The sequence below is a fragment of the Prauserella marina genome (assembly GCF_002240355.1).
Taxonomy (GTDB): domain Bacteria; phylum Actinomycetota; class Actinomycetes; order Mycobacteriales; family Pseudonocardiaceae; genus Prauserella_A; species Prauserella_A marina.
The window spans coordinates 1,318,890-1,333,640 of the sequence record NZ_CP016353.1; the positions used below are offsets into that span (position 1 = coordinate 1,318,890).

Below are 14,751 nucleotides of genomic sequence, written 5' to 3' on the forward strand. Positions count from 1 at the left end.
GGTGACCTCCCGCGAGGAATCAAGGACGGAAGCCCGCGAGCGGGCTCGTGTCGCATGCTCGGTCGGGAAGCAGGTCCGGTTCGGGAGGGCCCCAGCCGATCGCGACCGGAACCTGCTTCGCCCGCGCCGCTTTCTTTCCCCGCCGCGAGTGGTCCTTGTCCGGCTTCGGTAGGTCGGTTCCACCTCCGACGAGCGCCAGCGCCCTCTCCCCGTTTCCCTTGACACACTCGGGGTCGGGGCCGTCGAGGGGGATTCCGGTGAAGAACTTCGCGGCCATGCACCCGCCCTGGCACGAGTCGTAGGCGGAACACGATGTGCACGCGCCGCCGGTCTGCGGGGCGCGCAGCCGGTCGAACAGTTCCGACGTCCGCCAGACGGAGGTGAAGCCGCCCTCGTCGCGCACGTTGCCCGCGAGGAATTCGTCGTGAATGGCGAACGGGCAGGCGTAGACGTCGCCGATCGGGTCGATCAGGCAGACGACCCTGCCGGCTCCGCACAGGTTCAGGCCGGGCAACGGGGTGGAGCCGAGCGCGTTGAGGTGGAAGAACGAGTCGCCGGTGAGCACGTTGTCACCGTTGCCGACCAGCCACTCGTACAGCGTGAGTTGTTGATCGGCGCTCGGGTGCAGCTCGTCCCAGGTGTCGGCGCCCCTGCCGGACGGGCGGAGCCTCGTGATCCGCAACTGTGCCTTGTATTCGTCGGCGAGGCGTTTGAAGTCGTCGAGCTGGCCCACGTTGTGCCGTGTCATCACGACACTGATCTTGAAGTTGGTGAAGCCCGCGTCGCGCAGGTTCTCCATGGCCTTGACGGCGGTGTCGAAGGAGCCCTTACCGCGTACGTGGTCGTTGACCTCGGCCGTGGCCCCGTCGAGCGAAAGCTGCACGTCGACGTAGTCGGTCGCGGCGAGCCAGCGCGCTCGCTCGGGCGTGATCCGAACGCCGTTGGTGGAGAACTTGACTCCCACCTGGTGATCGACGGCGTATTCGACGAGCTCCCAGAAGTCCGCGCGGACCGTGGGCTCGCCGCCGCCGATGTTGACGTAGAAGACCTGCAACCGCTGTAGCTCGTCGATGACGGCCTTGCATTCCTCAGTGGACAGTTCACGGGGATCGCGGCGGCCCGACGAGGAAAGGCAGTGAACACAGGAAAGGTTGCAGGCGTAGGTCAATTCCCAGGTCAAACAGATGGGCGCGTCGAGGCCGTGCTGGAAATGCTCGACCAACTTCATGAGTCACCTCTGGATTCGATCGTGCCCGCCGACAGCAATCCGGCGAGCGCGTCCAGATAGCGCGGATGTTGCGCGTCGGGGACGCCCGCGGCGCCGAGCGTGGTCAGGGCGTCAGGCTGGTTCTCCAGATCGCGTACGACGTCGACGAGTAACTGGGTCTTGAGGAAGGAGAGTTTCCGGGTGGTGAAGTCGTACACGAGGGCGCCGAACGGTTCCGGCCGCAACGCCACGCCGGAGCTGAGGCGGTACGGCCGGCCCGCTTCGAACGGCTCAGTAGACACCGCACATGCCGTCGATCGAAACTTCCTCGACGAGCAGATCTTCCTCAACGGTAACCTCTGTGGTTTCTGCTTCGTTCATCGCAGCGCCTCCTCGTCGAGTGGGGTGACCCGTGAACGCGAGAGTAATGGCACCCAGTGCCAAATGGAAGGGGTCATGGTCACCAGTCCGCCAGAACTACCCGTTCGGCCGGGGAGGCGTCGTTCCACGAGCCGACAACAACTCGAAAGTGTCGCCTTCGAGTTGTTCGAGCTGCACGGATTCGACGCGACCACCGTCGATGACATCGCCAAGGGCGCGGGTATCGGGAGGCGCACCTTCTTCCGGTACTTCGAATCGAAAAACGATGTCGTGTGGGGCGCTTTCAGCGAACAACTCGACCGCATGCGCCTGCAATTCGACAGCCGTCCCGCCGACGAGCCGCTCATGGCGTCGTTGCGTGCGGTCGTGGTCGAGTTCAACAGGGTCGAGCCCGAGGAGGAGCCGCGCCACCGCAGGCGCATGGAACTGATCCTGCGCGTTCCCGCCCTGCTCGCGCATTCAACCCTCCGCTACGGCGAATGGCGGGACGTCGTCGCCGAGTTCGCGGCGGGAAGGCTCGGCGAGCGGCCGGAATCGCTGCGCCCGCAAGCCATCGCCCACGCCGCGCTCGGCGTGGCGCTTGCCGGATACCAGCACTGGCTCGGCGAAGGCGGCGTCGAGCGGGTCGCGCTGTGCGACGTCCTCGACGCCGCCTTCGCCGACCTCGCGGAAGGGTTCGCTCCGCCTCCCGGAGAACCTACGCGGGAGGCTTGAGCTCGACGATCTCGGCGGAAGCCTCACCAGCCGGAGTGCGGTAGGTGAACTTGTCGCCCTTCTTGTGACCGGCGATGGCCTTGCCGAGCGGGCTGTCGGCGGTGAGCGCCGAAAGATCGTCACCCGCTTCCTCCGCGATCCCGACGACCACCATCTCCTCGACACTGCCGTCGGCGAACTTCAGCGTGACCTGGGTGCCGGAGGGCAACGCGGAATCGGAATCCGGTATCGGCCCACCGTGCAGCAGGTCGGTGATTTCGGCGATCCGCTGGTCAAGCCGTGACGCGTGCTCGGCGCGGCCGAGCAATTCGGCCTGATCCGCGCTGTCGCCAAGCGGATCGTCGCCGAGCCGCGCCGCCAGCGCACTCCGTTGCTCTCGGATCTGTTCCAGCTCGTTCTCAAGCCGCTGGCGGGTGGCCGGGCTCAAGCCTCCGGTCGACGTCATCCGCCCATTGTCAGGCTTGACCGCCCGGCCCGCCACGTCATCGCGGGTCGCGTTTCACTTGCCGTATCCGGCCTTGCGCAACGCGTCGGCCATCGCACCACCAGCGGGGGCCTTGCGGTCATCGCGCTGCTTTCCGCCCTGCTGCTTGCCCTTGCGCTGGCCGCCCTGGCCCTGGTTGCCGGACCCGCGCTGCCCCTGCTGTCCGCTCTGTCCTCGCGGTCCGCCGCCGCGCTGCCCCTGACCGGGTGAGGTGTCGTCGTCGAGCCGCAGCGTCAGCGAGATCCGCTTCCTCGGCACGTCGACATCGAGCACCTTCACCTTGACCACGTCGCCCGGTTTGACGACCTCGCGCGGGTCCTTGACGAACGTGCGCGACATCGCGGAGACGTGCACGAGGCCGTCCTGGTGCACGCCGACATCGACGAAAGCACCGAACGCGGCGACGTTGGTGACGACGCCCTCCAGCGTCATCCCCTGCTTGAGGTCGCCCATCGTCTCGACGCCCTCGGCAAAGGTGGCCGTCGTGAACTCGGGCCTCGGGTCGCGTCCCGGCTTCTCCAGCTCGGCGAAGATGTCGGTGACGGTCGGCAGGCCGAAGGTGTCGTCGGCAAAGGTCTTCGGGTCGAGTCCACGCAGCGCCCTCGGATTGCCGATCAGCTCGGCGATGCCGACCTTCGTCTCGTCCAGGATGCGATGCACCACCGGGTAGGACTCGGGGTGCACGCTGGAGGCGTCGAGCGGATCGTCGCCATCCGGGATCCGGAGGAAGCCCGCGCACTGCTCGAACGCCTTCGGCCCGAGCCGCGCCACCTCCTTGAGCGCGGTGCGGCTGCGGAACGGGCCGTTGCCGTCGCGGTGGGCGACGATGTTCTCGGCGAGTCCCGTCCCGATGCCCGACACCCTGCTCAGCAGCGGAACCGAGGCCGTGTTCAGGTCGACGCCGACCGCGTTCACGCAGTCCTCGACGACGGCGTCCAGCGAGCGCGAGAGCTTCGACTCGGCGAGGTCGTGCTGGTACTGACCGACACCGATCGACTTGGGATCGATCTTGACCAGCTCGGCGAGCGGGTCCTGTAGCCGCCTCGCGATCGACACCGCGCCGCGCAGCGACACGTCCATGCCCGGCAGTTCCTGGGACGCGTAGGCCGAGGCGGAATACACCGAAGCGCCCGCCTCGGAAACGACGATCTTCGTCAGCTTCAGCTCGGGACGCAGCTTCACCAGCTCGCCCGCGAGTTTGTCGGTTTCCCTCGAAGCGGTGCCGTTGCCGATCGCGATCAACTGCACGTTGTGCTCGCGGGCCAGCTTCTCCAGCTTGACGAGCGACTCGTCCCACTTCGACTGCGGCTTGTGCGGGAAGATCGTGTCGGTGGTGACGACCTTGCCGGTGCCGTCGACGATGGCGACCTTCACCCCGGTGCGGTAGCCGGGGTCGAGACCCATCGTCGCGCGGGTACCGGCGGGGGCGGCGAGCAGCAGGTCGCGCAGGTTGGCCGCGAACACCCGGACTGCCTCGTCCTCAGCCGCCTGACGCAGCCGCATCCGCAGGTCGATGCCGAGGTGAAGCAGGATCTTGGTCCGCCACGCCCAGCGCACCGTGTCCGACAACCACTTGTCGGCTGGCCTGCCCTCGTCGGACACCCCGAAACGGGCCGCGATACGAGTCTCGTAGTCGGCGCCCGGATTGTCCGACCCCGGCTCGCCCGGGTCGGTCGTCAGGTCGAGCACCTCTTCTTTCTCGCCCCTGAACAGGGCGAGGATGCGGTGCGAGGGCAGCTTGGTGAAGGGCTCGGCGAATTCGAAGTAGTCGGCGAACTTCGCGCCTTCGGTTTCCTTGCCCTGCCTGACCTTGGAGGTCACCCAGCCCCGCGTCCACATCCGCTCGCGCAGCTCGCCGATCAGGTCGGCATCCTCGGCGAACCGTTCGACGAGGATGGCGCGAGCACCGTCGAGCGCGGCGGCGGTGTCGGCGACCCCCTTCTCGGCGTCGACGAACACCGCGGCGGCTGCCTGCGGTTCCGTCGACGGATCGGAGAGCAGCCCGTCGGCAAGCGGTTCCAGCCCCGCTTCCCTCGCGATCTGGGCCTTGGTGCGCCGCTTGGGCTTGTACGGCAGGTAGATGTCTTCGAGGCGGGCCTTGGAGTCGGCCGCCATGATGCGGGCCTCCAGCGCCTCGTCCAGCTTGCCCTGTTCGCGGATCGAGTCGAGGATCGTCGTACGCCGTTCCTCAAGCTCACGCAAATAGCGGAGGCGTTCCTCCAGCGTGCGCAGTTGCGTGTCGTCGAGAGCTCCGGTCACTTCCTTGCGGTATCGCGCGATGAACGGCACGGTCGAGCCGCCGTCGAGCAAGCCGACAGCCGCCTGTACCTGCCCCGCGCCGACACCGAGCTCTTCGGCGATCTTCTGGTCAATGGACACCATCTCAGCCACCAGGGCATTGTGCCCTGTGCTTCCCTCTGCCCCGAGCCTGCCCTGTGAGGCATCATCGGCTGATGGCCGATCGCGACAGGAAACCACGCAGCACCGAGGTCACCGACGGCATCGAGAGGGCAGCCGCGAGAGGCATGCTCAGGGCTCTCGGTATGGGGGACGACGATTTCGCGAAGCCGCAGATCGGTATCGCGTCCTCGTGGAACGAGATCACCCCGTGCAACCTGTCGCTGCGCAGGCTCGGAGACGCGGCGAAGCTCGGCGTGTCAGGCGCGGCGGGGTTCCCGATGGAGTTCGGGACCATTTCGGTGAGCGACGGTATCTCGATGGGGCACGAGGGGATGCACTTCTCCCTCGTGTCGAGGGAGGTCATCGCCGATTCGGTCGAGACCGTGATGGAGGCCGAACGGCTCGACGGCGCGGTACTGCTCGCCGGGTGCGACAAGAGCCTGCCCGGCATGCTGATGGCCGCCGCGCGGCTCGACGTTGCCGCGGTGTTCCTCTACGCCGGTTCCACCCTGCCCGGGACGGTCGACGGCAGGGAGGTCACCATCATCGACGCGTTCGAAGCGGTCGGCGCCTGCGCGCGGGGGCTCATCGGCCGCGACGAGGTCGAGCGCATCGAGAAAGCCATCTGCCCCGGCGAGGGTGCCTGCGGCGGCATGTACACGGCGAACACGATGGCGTGTGCCGCGGAGGCGCTCGGTATGTCGTTGCCCGGCTCGGCCAGCCCGCCTTCGGTGGATCGCAGGCGCGACCGGTTCGCCCGCGCGAGCGGGGAGGCGGTCGTCGGGCTCATCGACGCGGGCGTCACCGCCCGCGACATCCTCACCAGGGAAGCGTTCGAGAACGCGATCGCCGTCGTCATGGCGCTCGGCGGCTCAACGAACGCGGTGCTGCACCTGCTGGCCATCGCCCATGAGGCCGACGTCGAGCTGACTCTCGGGGACTTCGCCAGGATCGGGGACAGGGTCCCGCACCTCGCCGACGTGAAGCCCTTCGGCAGGCACGTCATGACGGCCGTCGACAGGGTCGGCGGGGTACCCGTGGTGATGAAGGCGCTGCTCGACGCGGGGCTGCTGCACGGCGATTGCCGCACCGTGACGGGGAAGACGGTCGCCGAGAATCTCGCCGAGCTGGCGCCGCCCGGCCTGGACGGCGAGGTGATCCGGAAGCTGGCCGATCCCATTCATCCGACGGGAGGGTTGACGATCCTGCACGGCAGCCTCGCGCCGGAGGGTGCCGTGGTGAAGAGCGCGGGCTTCGACTCGGCGAGGTTCGAAGGCACGGCAAGGGTTTTCGACGGCGAGCAGGCCGCGATGAACGCGCTCGGCGAGCTGAAGGCCGGTGACGTCGTCGTCATCCGCAACGAGGGGCCGAGGGGAGGGCCCGGGATGCGGGAGATGCTGGCCGTCACCGGCGCCATCAAAGGCGCCGGTCTCGGCAAGGACGTGCTGTTGCTGACCGACGGCCGGTTCTCGGGCGGTACGACGGGGCTGTGCATCGGGCACGTGGCGCCGGAGGCGGCGCACGGAGGCCCGATCGCGTTCGTGCGTGACGGTGACCCGATCGTCCTGGACATGACGGCGCGCACCCTCGACGTGAAAGTCGGGGAGCAGGAGATGGCGCGCCGTGCCGAGGGCTGGCGGATGCCGGAGGTGCCGCGCCGGACCGGTGTGCTGGCCAAGTACGCGAAGCTGGTCGGCTCGGCCGCGAACGGTGCCGTCTGCACCTGAGGCCCGTCGCCGCCCCGAACCCGCCGAGTTCTGCGTCCCGGACGCCGAGATCTGCACCCAGGTTGCCGAGTTCCGCGCTCAGGCCGCCGAGATGCGCGCCCGGCCGCCCGCCGACGGACGGCCGTCAAGCACGCCTGGCCGTTGTGCACCAGCGCGGTCAATTCGCGGACCCGGTCGGCGATGCCGTCGGTACTCCACGACGCCCTGCCCGCTCTTCCGGTGTTCCCGGCCGCGATCTCGACGTGGATCCCGAGTTCCCGGATGGCTTCGAGGTCGGCCTTCGGTGTCACCGGGCCGAGCTCCGGGCTAGGGCGGTCCGGGCGGGTCGAGCGCAGGAAGACCGTCGATGCTGTGCGCGTTACGAGTGGCCCAGTACTCGGCCAGGTCCTCGTCGCTGCGCCGGGAGTGCCTGCGTAGCAACAGATCCCGGTCTTCGGTGTAGCCGAGGAGCGGGACGGAGAAGCCGCACGAGTCGCTGACCCTGGTGACCTCGACGTCGATGATGGCGCGCAGGCCCTGGTGCTCGCCGGTGTCGAACCGGGCAAGCAGCTCGCCGAACCCAGGGGAGCCGGGGAGTACGGCGCGGCCTCTGCCGTGCAGGCGCACGATGTTCGGCGGACCGGTGAAGGCACAGAACATCAGCACGATCCGGCCGTTCTCCCGCAGGTGGGCCAGGGTCTCGGCGCCGCTGCCGGTGTAGTCGAGGTAGCCCACTTCGTGCTCGCCGAAGACGGCGAAGGTGCCGCGCATTCCCTTGGGGGACACGTTGATGTGTCCTTCGTCGGACGTGGGTGCCGTGCCGACGAAGAACACCGGCTGGTCGAGAAGGAACCGGCTGAGCCGGGCGTCGATCCCTTCGTGCACTTTCATGCCTACTCGCCTTCGAGATCACCTTCGATACGGAGGTATACGGCGCGCATCTTGTCGAGCAATTCGGCGTCCGGTTCGGCCCACAGCCCGCGGTCGACGGCCTCGTCGAGCCGTTCGATGATGCCGCGCAACGCCCACGGATTGGCCTGTGCGAGGAATTCCTGGTTTTCCTTGTCCAGTACGTAGGACTCGGTGAGCTGCTCGTACATCCAGTCCTGCACGACCCCTGCCGTCGCGTCGAACCCGAAGAGGTAGTCGACGGTCGCGGCGAGTTCGAACGCTCCCTTGTAGCCGTGCTTGCGCATGGCGGCGAGCCACCTGGGGTTGACGACGCGAGCACGGAACACCCGCGTGGTTTCCTCGCCGAGAGTGCGGGTGCGCACGGCGTCCGGGCTGGTGCTGTCACCGACGTAGGACGTGGGCGCGGTTCCGGTGAGCGCGCGCACCGTCGCGATCATGCCGCCGTGGTACTGGAAGTAGTCGTCGGAGTCGGCGATGTCGTGCTCGCGGGTGTCGGTGTTCTTCGCGGCGACCACGATGCGCCGGTAGGAGCTCTCCATGTCCGCGCGGGCTGGTGCGCCGTCGAGGTCGCGGCCGTAGGCGTAGCCACCCCATACGGCGTAGACCTCGGCGAGGTCGGAGTCGTCTCGCCAGTTGCCGGAATCCATGAGCGGCAGCAGTCCCGCGCCGTAGCTGCCCGGTTTCGAGCCGAAGATGCGGGTGGTAGCCCTTCGTTCGTCGCCGTGGGAGTCGAGGTCGGCGCGCACGTGGGCGCGCACGAAGTTCGACTCTTCCGGTTCGTCGAGGCCCGCGACCAGCCGGACCGCGTCGTCGAGCAGATCGATGACATGACCGAAGGCGTCGCGGAAGAAGCCGCTGATCCGCACGGTCACGTCGATGCGGGGCCTGCCGAGTTCGGCGAGCGGGATGGCCTCGACGCCGGTGACCCTGCGCGAAGCCTCGTCCCATACCGGCCGGACGCCGAGTAGCGCGAGCACTTCCGCGGCGTCGTCACCCGAGGTGCGCATCGCCGAGGTTCCCCACACCGAGAGACCGACGGAGCGGGGCCAGTCGCCGGTGTCCTCGCGGTAGCGGGTCAGCAGCGAGTCGGCGAGCGCCTGTCCCGTCTCCCACGCCAGCCTGCTCGGAATCGCCTTGGGGTCGACGGTGTAGAAGTTGCGGCCGGTCGGCAGCACGTTGACGAGTCCGCGCAGTGGCGATCCGCTGGGCCCTGCCGGGACGTAGCCACCGTCGAGCGCGTGCAGTACCGAGGTGAGCTCACCGCTGGTTCCCGCCAGCCTCGGCACGATCTCCTCGGCGGCGAACCGGAGCACGGGTACGGCGGCTGGAGCGTCGGCGCACACCGTCTCGACTGCCGCGGCGTTCCAGCCGTTGTCCTCCATGGCCACCACGAGGTCGCGTGCCCGCTGCTCGATGGCATCCACTTCGGACAGTGCGGCGTTCTCGGTGAGCCCCAGCGCGGTGCGCAGCCCCGCGACGGCGCCCTGTTTGCCGCCCCAGATCTGCTGGGCTCGCAGCATCGCGAGCACGAGGTTGACGCGTGCCTCGCCGGAGGGGGCTTCGCCGAGGATGTGCAGCCCGTCGCGGATCTGCGCGTCCTTCACCTCGCACAACCAGCCGTCGATGTGCAGCAGGAAGTCGTCGAACTCCGCGTCGTGCGGTCGTTGCTCGACGCCGAGGTCGTGGTCGAGTTTGGCCGCCTGCACCAGTGTCCAGATCTGCTGCCGGATGGCGGGCAGTTTCGCCGGGTCCATGGCCGCGATGTTGGCGTGCTCGTCGAGTAGCTGTTCCAGGCGCGCGAGGTCGCCGTAGCTTTCCGCTCTCGCCATGGGCGGGATGAGGTGGTCGACGATCGTGGCGTGTGCCCTGCGTTTGGCCTGCGCGCCCTCGCCGGGGTCGTTGACCAGGAACGGGTAGATCAACGGCAGGTTGCCGAGCACGGCGTCGGGTGCGCAGGACGCGGAGAGTCCCGCCGTCTTGCCTGGCAGCCATTCCAGCGAGCCGTGCTTGCCGAGGTGCACCACGGCGTGCGCGCCGAACTCCTCTTCGAGCCACCGGTAGGCGGCGAGATAGTGATGGCTCGGCGGCAGGTCGGGGTTGTGGTAGATGGCGACGGGGTTCTCGCCGAACCCGCGTGGCGGCTGGATCATCAGCACCACGTTGCCCGCGCGCAAAGCCGCCAGCACGATGTCACCGTCACCGTCGCCGGAGCGGTCGACGTAGAGGTCGCCGGGAGGCGGCCCCCAGTGTTCGACCATGTCTTCCCGCAGGTCGTCGGGAAGCGCGGCGAACCACTGCCGGTAGCGGGAGGCGGGGACGCGGATGGGGTTGCCGGAAAGGTGTTCCTCGGTGAGCCATTCCGGATCTTGGCCGCCCGCTTCGATGAGCGCGTGGATCAGCGCGTCACCGTCGGGCTGGTCGGTGCCCGTCGGTACGACGCCGGGGAAGGCGTCCTCGCCGAGGTCGTAACCGAGTTCGCGCATGGCGCGCAGCAGCTTGACCGCGGAGGCGGGAGTGTCGAGACCGACGGCGTTGCCCACCCGGGAGTGCTTCGTGGGGTAGGCCGAGAGCATCAGCACGATCTTGCGGTCGCGGGCAGGGGTGTGCCGCAGCCTGGCGTGGGCGAGCGCGATCCCCGCCACGCGGGAGGCCCGTTCGGCGTCGGGGACGTAGCGGGGGAGGCCGTCGGCGTCGAATTCCTTGAAGGAGAAGGGAACCGTGATGAGCCTGCCGTCGAACTCGGGGACCGCCATCTGGTTGCCCGCGTCCATGGGCGAAAGGCCCTCGTCGTTGCCGAGCCAGGTTTCCCTGTCACTGGTCAGGCACAGTGCTTGCAGGGTCGGTACGTCGAGCGCGGCGAGTTCGGCGACGTCCCACGATTCGTCGTCACCGCCCGCGCCCGCTTCCGATGGCCGGGTTCCTCCCGCGGCCAGTACGGTCACCAGCAACGCGTCGGCCTTGCGCAGTTCGGCCAGCATCGCCGGTTCGCGGGAGCGAAGCGAGGCGCAGTACACCGGCAGCGCGCGCCCGCCCGCCGCCTCGATCTGCTCGGCGAGGGTTTCCACGAACGCGGTGTTGCCGGACAGATGGTGCGCCCGGTAGTAGAGGATCGCGATGGTCGGCCCCCCGGAATCGGGGCGCTCAAGCACTCCCCACGAGGGCTGCTCGACGGGCTGCTCGAATCCCTCACCGGTCAGCAGCAGCGTGTCGGAGAGAAACCGGTGGAGCTGGGCGAGATTGCCCGGCCCGCCGTGTGCGAGGTAGGCGTGTGCCTCGGCCGCGATACCGGCGGGCGCGGTGGACAGCGCCATCAGTTCGGCGTCCGGGGTCTGTTCACCACCGAGCACGATGACGTGCGCGCCGCTGTCGCGGACCAGTCGCAGTCCGTCGGCCCAGGTGCGTTCGGTGCCAAGGATGCGGACGACGACGACGGTGGCACCCGTCAGCAGGTCCGGCAGCTCGGCGAGGTCGAGCCGCGACGGGTTGGCCAGCCGGTAACCGGCGGCGCTCGCTTTGGCACTCAGCAAATCGGTGTCCGACGTGGACAGCAGCAAGATCACGGGAACCCTCCTTGCCGTTCACTCTCCGTGCCAGGGGGGCACCCCGTCAAGGTGATCCACAGGGAGGTCACCTCTTACAGTGGGGGCGTGCCAGGGTCTCCGCCTGTTCCCGATCGCGTCCGCGCCGACGCGTGCCCTGGCGTTTTCGCTACGCACCCCGCGAAAGACGGGCTGCTCGCGCGGGTCCGGTTGCCCGGCGGCGCGCTGACCGGAGCGCAGGCGATCGCGGTCGCGGAGTGCGCGGAAACCCTTGGTGACGGTGCGATCCATCTCACGTCGAGAGCGAATCTCCAACTACGCGCCGTACGCGACGAGGGGAAGCTCGTCGCCGCGCTGTCCGGCGCCGGTTTGCTGCCGAAGCCCAGCCACGAGCGGGTCCGCAACATCCTTGGTTCGCCGCTGTCGGGCTTGTCGGGCGGCCGGACCGACATCAGGCCGCTCGTCGCCGAACTCGACCGGAAGCTGTGCGCCACGCCGGAACTCGCGTCGTTGCCCGGCAGGTTCCTCTTCGCCTTCGACGACGGAAGGGGCGACGTGGCTGGTGAGGGCGCCGACGTCGCGTGGAGGGCGATCACCGCGGACTCGGGGGCGGTGCTGCTGGCCGGTGCCGACACCGGATCGCGGGTGCCCAAGGGGGAAGCCGCCGCCGCGCTCATCGCGCTCGCCGTGACGTTCCAGCGGATCCGGGGCACCGCGTGGCGGATGAGGGAACTGGGTGCGGAGAAAGTCATGGCACTCACCGGCACGGCCGAACCTCCGCTGAGAGCCGCGGCCCCGCCGGACATCGGCGAGCACGACGGCGTCGTGGTGGCCGCTCCGGTGCTCGGCACGGTGTCCTCCGCCGAATTGCGGGTGCTCGGAAGGCGCGGCGCCGTCGTGGTCACCCCGTGGCGCACGCTGGTGCTGTCGCCGGAACAGGCCGGTGCGGTACCAGGGCTGCTCACCGATCCCTCGGCGCCGTTGGCCGGGGTCAGCGCGTGTGCCGGCAGTCCGGGTTGCGCCAGGTCGCTCGCCGACGTGCGCGCCGACGCGCGGTCGCTGAGTGAACGTGGAACTGGGGGAAGGCGCGTGCATTTCTCCGGTTGCGAGCGCCGCTGCGGGCGCCCCTCCGGTGATCACGCCGACGTGCTCGCGGAGCGAGAAGGGTACCGGGCCGACGGTACGTGGGTGGCGACCAGCGATCTCGCCGTGACCTTGAGAGGACGACAGTGACCGACTACATCCGGGACGGCGGGGAGATCTACCGTCACTCGTTCGCCACCATCAGGGCCGAGGCGGACCTCGCGATCCTCCCCGACGACGTCGCCGGTGTCGCGGTGCGGATGATCCATTCGTGCGGCATGGTCGATCTGGTCGACGATCTCGCGTACACGCTGGACGTCGTGGAGGCGGGCAGAGCCGCCCTCGAAGCGGGAGCCCCCGTGCTGTGTGACGCGAACATGATCGCGAGCGGCATCACCCGCAAGCGTTTGCCCTCAGGCAACGAGGTGTTGTGCACGCTGTCCGATGACAGGGTGCCCGCACTCGCCGAACGACTCGGCACGACCCGTTCGGCCGCTGCCCTCGACCTGTGGCGGGACCGGCTTGCCGGTTCGGTCGTCGCGATCGGCAACGCGCCCACCGCGCTGTTCCGCCTTTTCGAGTTGCTCGCCGAAGGCGCCGGGGTTCCGGCCGCGATCATCGGCGTTCCCGTCGGTTTCGTCGGCGCGGTCGAATCGAAGGAGGCGCTGATCGAGCGCGCACCGGCGCCGTATCTGACCGTGCGAGGCAGAAGAGGGGGCAGCGCGCTCGCCGTCGCCGCCGTCAACGCGATCGCCACCAAGGAGGAACTGTGAGCACCGGTGTGCTGTACGGGGTGGGACTGGGCCCCGGCGATCCCGAGCTGGTGACGGTTAAGGCGGCGAAGCTCATCGGCGCGGCCGACGTGATCGCCTACCACTGCGCGCGGCACGGCCGCAGCATCGCCAGGTCCGTCGCGGAGCCCTACCTCAGGGAAGGGCAACTCGAAGAGCGGCTGATGTACCCGGTGACGACGGAGACCACCAGCCATCCCGGCGGGTACGAGGGCGCGATCGCCGAGTTCTACGAGTTGTCGGCGAAGCGGCTGGCCGAACATCTCGACGCGGGCCGCGACGTGGTGTTGCTGTGCGAGGGCGACCCGTTCTTCTACGGCTCCTACATGTACATGCACGAGCGGTTGTGCGACCGGTACGAGGCACACGTCGTACCGGGCGTGACCTCGGTCAGCGCGGCCTCAGCCGTACTCGGGAGGCCACTCGTGCAGCGCGACGAGGTCCTGACGGTGTTGCCCGCGACGCTGCCGGCGCCGGAACTGGCTCGCAGGCTCGCCGACACCGATGCCGCCGCCGTGCTCAAACTGGGCCGCACGTTCGGCGCCGTGCACGAGGCGATGACCGAGTCGGGAAGGCTGGCCGAGGCGAGCTATGTCGAACGGGCGACCTGGTCGGCGCAGCGGATCGAGCCGCTGGCCGACGTCGATCCCGGTTCCGTTCCCTACTTCTCGGTCGCGGTCGTGCCGAGTCCCGCCTACGCGGCCCGCGCGTCGGCCCCCTCGGGCGAGGCCGAGCCGGTGAGGCAGACCGTGCGGCAGGGCGCGGTCACGGTCGTCGGTCTGGGCCCAGCCGGGACGCGCTGGCTGACCCCCGAGGTCGAAAACGCGCTCGCCGAGGCGGATCATCTCGTCGGCTACGGCCCGTATCTCGCGAAGGTCCCGCAGCGGCGGGGACAGCGCAGGCACGCCTCGGGTAACAGGGTGGAGGCCGAGCGGGCGGTGGAGGCGCTGGAACTCGCCAAGGGCGGAAGCTCGGTGGCCGTGGTGTCCTCGGGTGATCCCGGGGTGTTCGCGATGGCCTCGGCTGTGCTCGAACAGGCGGAGGCGCCCGCGTTCGCGGCGATCCCGGTGCGCGTACTGCCAGGGGTGACCGCGGCGCAGGCGGCCGCGTCACGCGTCGGAGCTCCGCTCGGCCACGACTACTGTGCACTGTCCCTTTCGGACCGGCTCAAGCCGTGGGAGGTGATCGAGCGCAGGCTCACCGCAGCGGGAGAGGCCGACCTGGTGCTCGCGATCTACAACCCGGCTTCGCGCAGCCGCACCACCCAGCTCGCCGCCGCGCGGGACGTGCTGCTGCGCCACAGGACAAGCGAGACGCCCGTCGTCGTCGCGCGCGACATCGGCGGCGAGGAGGAATCCGTGCGGATCGACACCCTCGGCGGGTTCGATCCGGCCACAGTGGACATGCGGTGCCTGCTCATCGTCGGTTCGTCGCGGACGAGGGTCCGGCGGCAGGCGGACGGCACCGAGCTCGTCTGGACTCCCCGCAACTACGACTAGGTCGGGTCTGATGATCCTCTGCCGTGCGAGCGGGG

12 protein-coding genes are annotated in these 14,751 nt (G+C 69.0%); 5 read left to right on the forward strand and 7 right to left on the reverse strand.

The window, feature by feature from the left end:
• Positions 1–19: 19 nt before the first annotated feature.
• From mftC to mftA, 3 genes are read right to left on the reverse strand one after another with little or no spacing between them, the layout of a single operon-like run.
• On the reverse strand, positions 20–1,228 hold the full coding sequence (gene mftC / locus BAY61_RS06055; protein ID WP_091799555.1) for a mycofactocin radical SAM maturase: 1,209 nt from the start codon (positions 1,226–1,228) through the stop codon (positions 20–22).
• Positions 1,225–1,509 (reverse strand): mycofactocin biosynthesis chaperone MftB, encoded by a 285-nt coding sequence (gene mftB / locus BAY61_RS06060; protein WP_091799558.1) that lies wholly within the window; start codon positions 1,507–1,509, stop codon positions 1,225–1,227. The genes mftC and mftB overlap by 4 nt, the downstream gene beginning before the upstream one ends.
• A complete protein-coding gene (gene mftA, locus BAY61_RS06065; protein WP_091799561.1) occupies positions 1,499–1,588 on the reverse strand; it encodes a mycofactocin precursor MftA in 90 nt (29 codons plus the stop codon). The genes mftB and mftA overlap by 11 nt, the downstream gene beginning before the upstream one ends.
• A 75-nt stretch (positions 1,589–1,663) precedes the next feature.
• Here mftA and mftR point away from each other — a divergent pair, with 75 nt between their 5' ends.
• Entirely contained in the window at positions 1,664–2,302 is a 639-nt protein-coding gene (gene mftR / locus BAY61_RS06070; RefSeq protein ID WP_245865852.1) for a mycofactocin system transcriptional regulator, read from the forward strand.
• On the opposite strand, the gene BAY61_RS06075 is transcribed toward mftR, so the two are convergent.
• Both BAY61_RS06075 and BAY61_RS06080 read right to left on the reverse strand, forming a co-directional pair.
• The gene (locus BAY61_RS06075) at positions 2,286–2,747 is read right to left on the reverse strand and encodes a GreA/GreB family elongation factor (protein ID WP_091799567.1); all 462 of its coding nucleotides are present in this window, start codon (positions 2,745–2,747) and stop codon (positions 2,286–2,288) included. The genes mftR and BAY61_RS06075 overlap by 17 nt on opposite strands.
• A gap of 54 nt (positions 2,748–2,801) precedes the next feature.
• Positions 2,802–5,168 (reverse strand): Tex family protein, encoded by a 2,367-nt coding sequence (locus tag BAY61_RS06080; protein ID WP_176879620.1) that lies wholly within the window; start codon positions 5,166–5,168, stop codon positions 2,802–2,804.
• 71 nt (positions 5,169–5,239) lie between these two features.
• Here BAY61_RS06080 and ilvD point away from each other — a divergent pair, with 71 nt between their 5' ends.
• Positions 5,240–6,913, forward strand: a complete 1,674-nt coding sequence (ilvD, locus tag BAY61_RS06085; protein ID WP_091799573.1) for a dihydroxy-acid dehydratase — start codon at positions 5,240–5,242, stop codon at positions 6,911–6,913.
• Between the two features lie 306 nt (positions 6,914–7,219).
• Here the strand turns inward: ilvD and BAY61_RS06090 are convergent, their stop codons facing one another.
• Positions 7,220–7,783: a pyridoxamine 5'-phosphate oxidase family protein gene (locus tag BAY61_RS06090; RefSeq protein WP_091799576.1), complete on the reverse strand. Its 564-nt coding sequence runs from the start codon at positions 7,781–7,783 to the stop codon at positions 7,220–7,222.
• 2 nt (positions 7,784–7,785) lie between these two features.
• Positions 7,786–11,364: a cobaltochelatase subunit CobN gene (gene cobN, locus BAY61_RS06095; RefSeq protein WP_091799579.1), complete on the reverse strand. Its 3,579-nt coding sequence runs from the start codon at positions 11,362–11,364 to the stop codon at positions 7,786–7,788.
• Positions 11,365–11,451: 87 nt separating this feature from the next.
• Here cobN and BAY61_RS06100 point away from each other — a divergent pair, with 87 nt between their 5' ends.
• Genes BAY61_RS06100 through BAY61_RS06110 form a run of 3 tightly spaced genes read left to right on the forward strand, consistent with a single transcriptional unit; the run spans position 11,452 to position 14,716 of the window.
• The gene (locus tag BAY61_RS06100; protein WP_091799582.1) at positions 11,452–12,576 is read left to right on the forward strand and encodes a precorrin-3B synthase; all 1,125 of its coding nucleotides are present in this window, start codon (positions 11,452–11,454) and stop codon (positions 12,574–12,576) included.
• Positions 12,573–13,199, forward strand: coding sequence for a precorrin-8X methylmutase (locus BAY61_RS06105; RefSeq protein ID WP_091799585.1), 627 nt, complete (start codon positions 12,573–12,575; stop codon positions 13,197–13,199). Before BAY61_RS06100 ends, BAY61_RS06105 begins: the two co-directional genes overlap by 4 nt.
• Positions 13,196–14,716, forward strand: coding sequence for a precorrin-2 C(20)-methyltransferase (locus BAY61_RS06110; RefSeq protein WP_091799588.1), 1,521 nt, complete (start codon positions 13,196–13,198; stop codon positions 14,714–14,716). Before BAY61_RS06105 ends, BAY61_RS06110 begins: the two co-directional genes overlap by 4 nt.
• The last annotated feature ends 35 nt before the right edge of the window (positions 14,717–14,751 follow it).

What these genes read in the sequence shown, in the direction of transcription:
- mftC (WP_091799555.1), bottom strand. Translation starts at nt 1,228, where the DNA reads ATGAAGTTGGTCGAGCATTTCCAGCACGGCCTCGACGCGCCCATCTGT.
- mftA (WP_091799561.1), bottom strand. Translation starts at nt 1,588, where the DNA reads ATGAACGAAGCAGAAACCACAGAGGTTACCGTTGAGGAAGATCTGCTC.
- mftR (WP_245865852.1), top strand. Translation starts at nt 1,664, where the DNA reads ATGGTCACCAGTCCGCCAGAACTACCCGTTCGGCCGGGGAGGCGTCGT.
- BAY61_RS06075 (WP_091799567.1), bottom strand. Translation starts at nt 2,747, where the DNA reads ATGACGTCGACCGGAGGCTTGAGCCCGGCCACCCGCCAGCGGCTTGAG.
- BAY61_RS06080 (WP_176879620.1), bottom strand. Translation starts at nt 5,168, where the DNA reads ATGGTGTCCATTGACCAGAAGATCGCCGAAGAGCTCGGTGTCGGCGCG.
- ilvD (WP_091799573.1), top strand. Translation starts at nt 5,240, where the DNA reads ATGGCCGATCGCGACAGGAAACCACGCAGCACCGAGGTCACCGACGGC.
- BAY61_RS06090 (WP_091799576.1), bottom strand. Translation starts at nt 7,783, where the DNA reads ATGAAAGTGCACGAAGGGATCGACGCCCGGCTCAGCCGGTTCCTTCTC.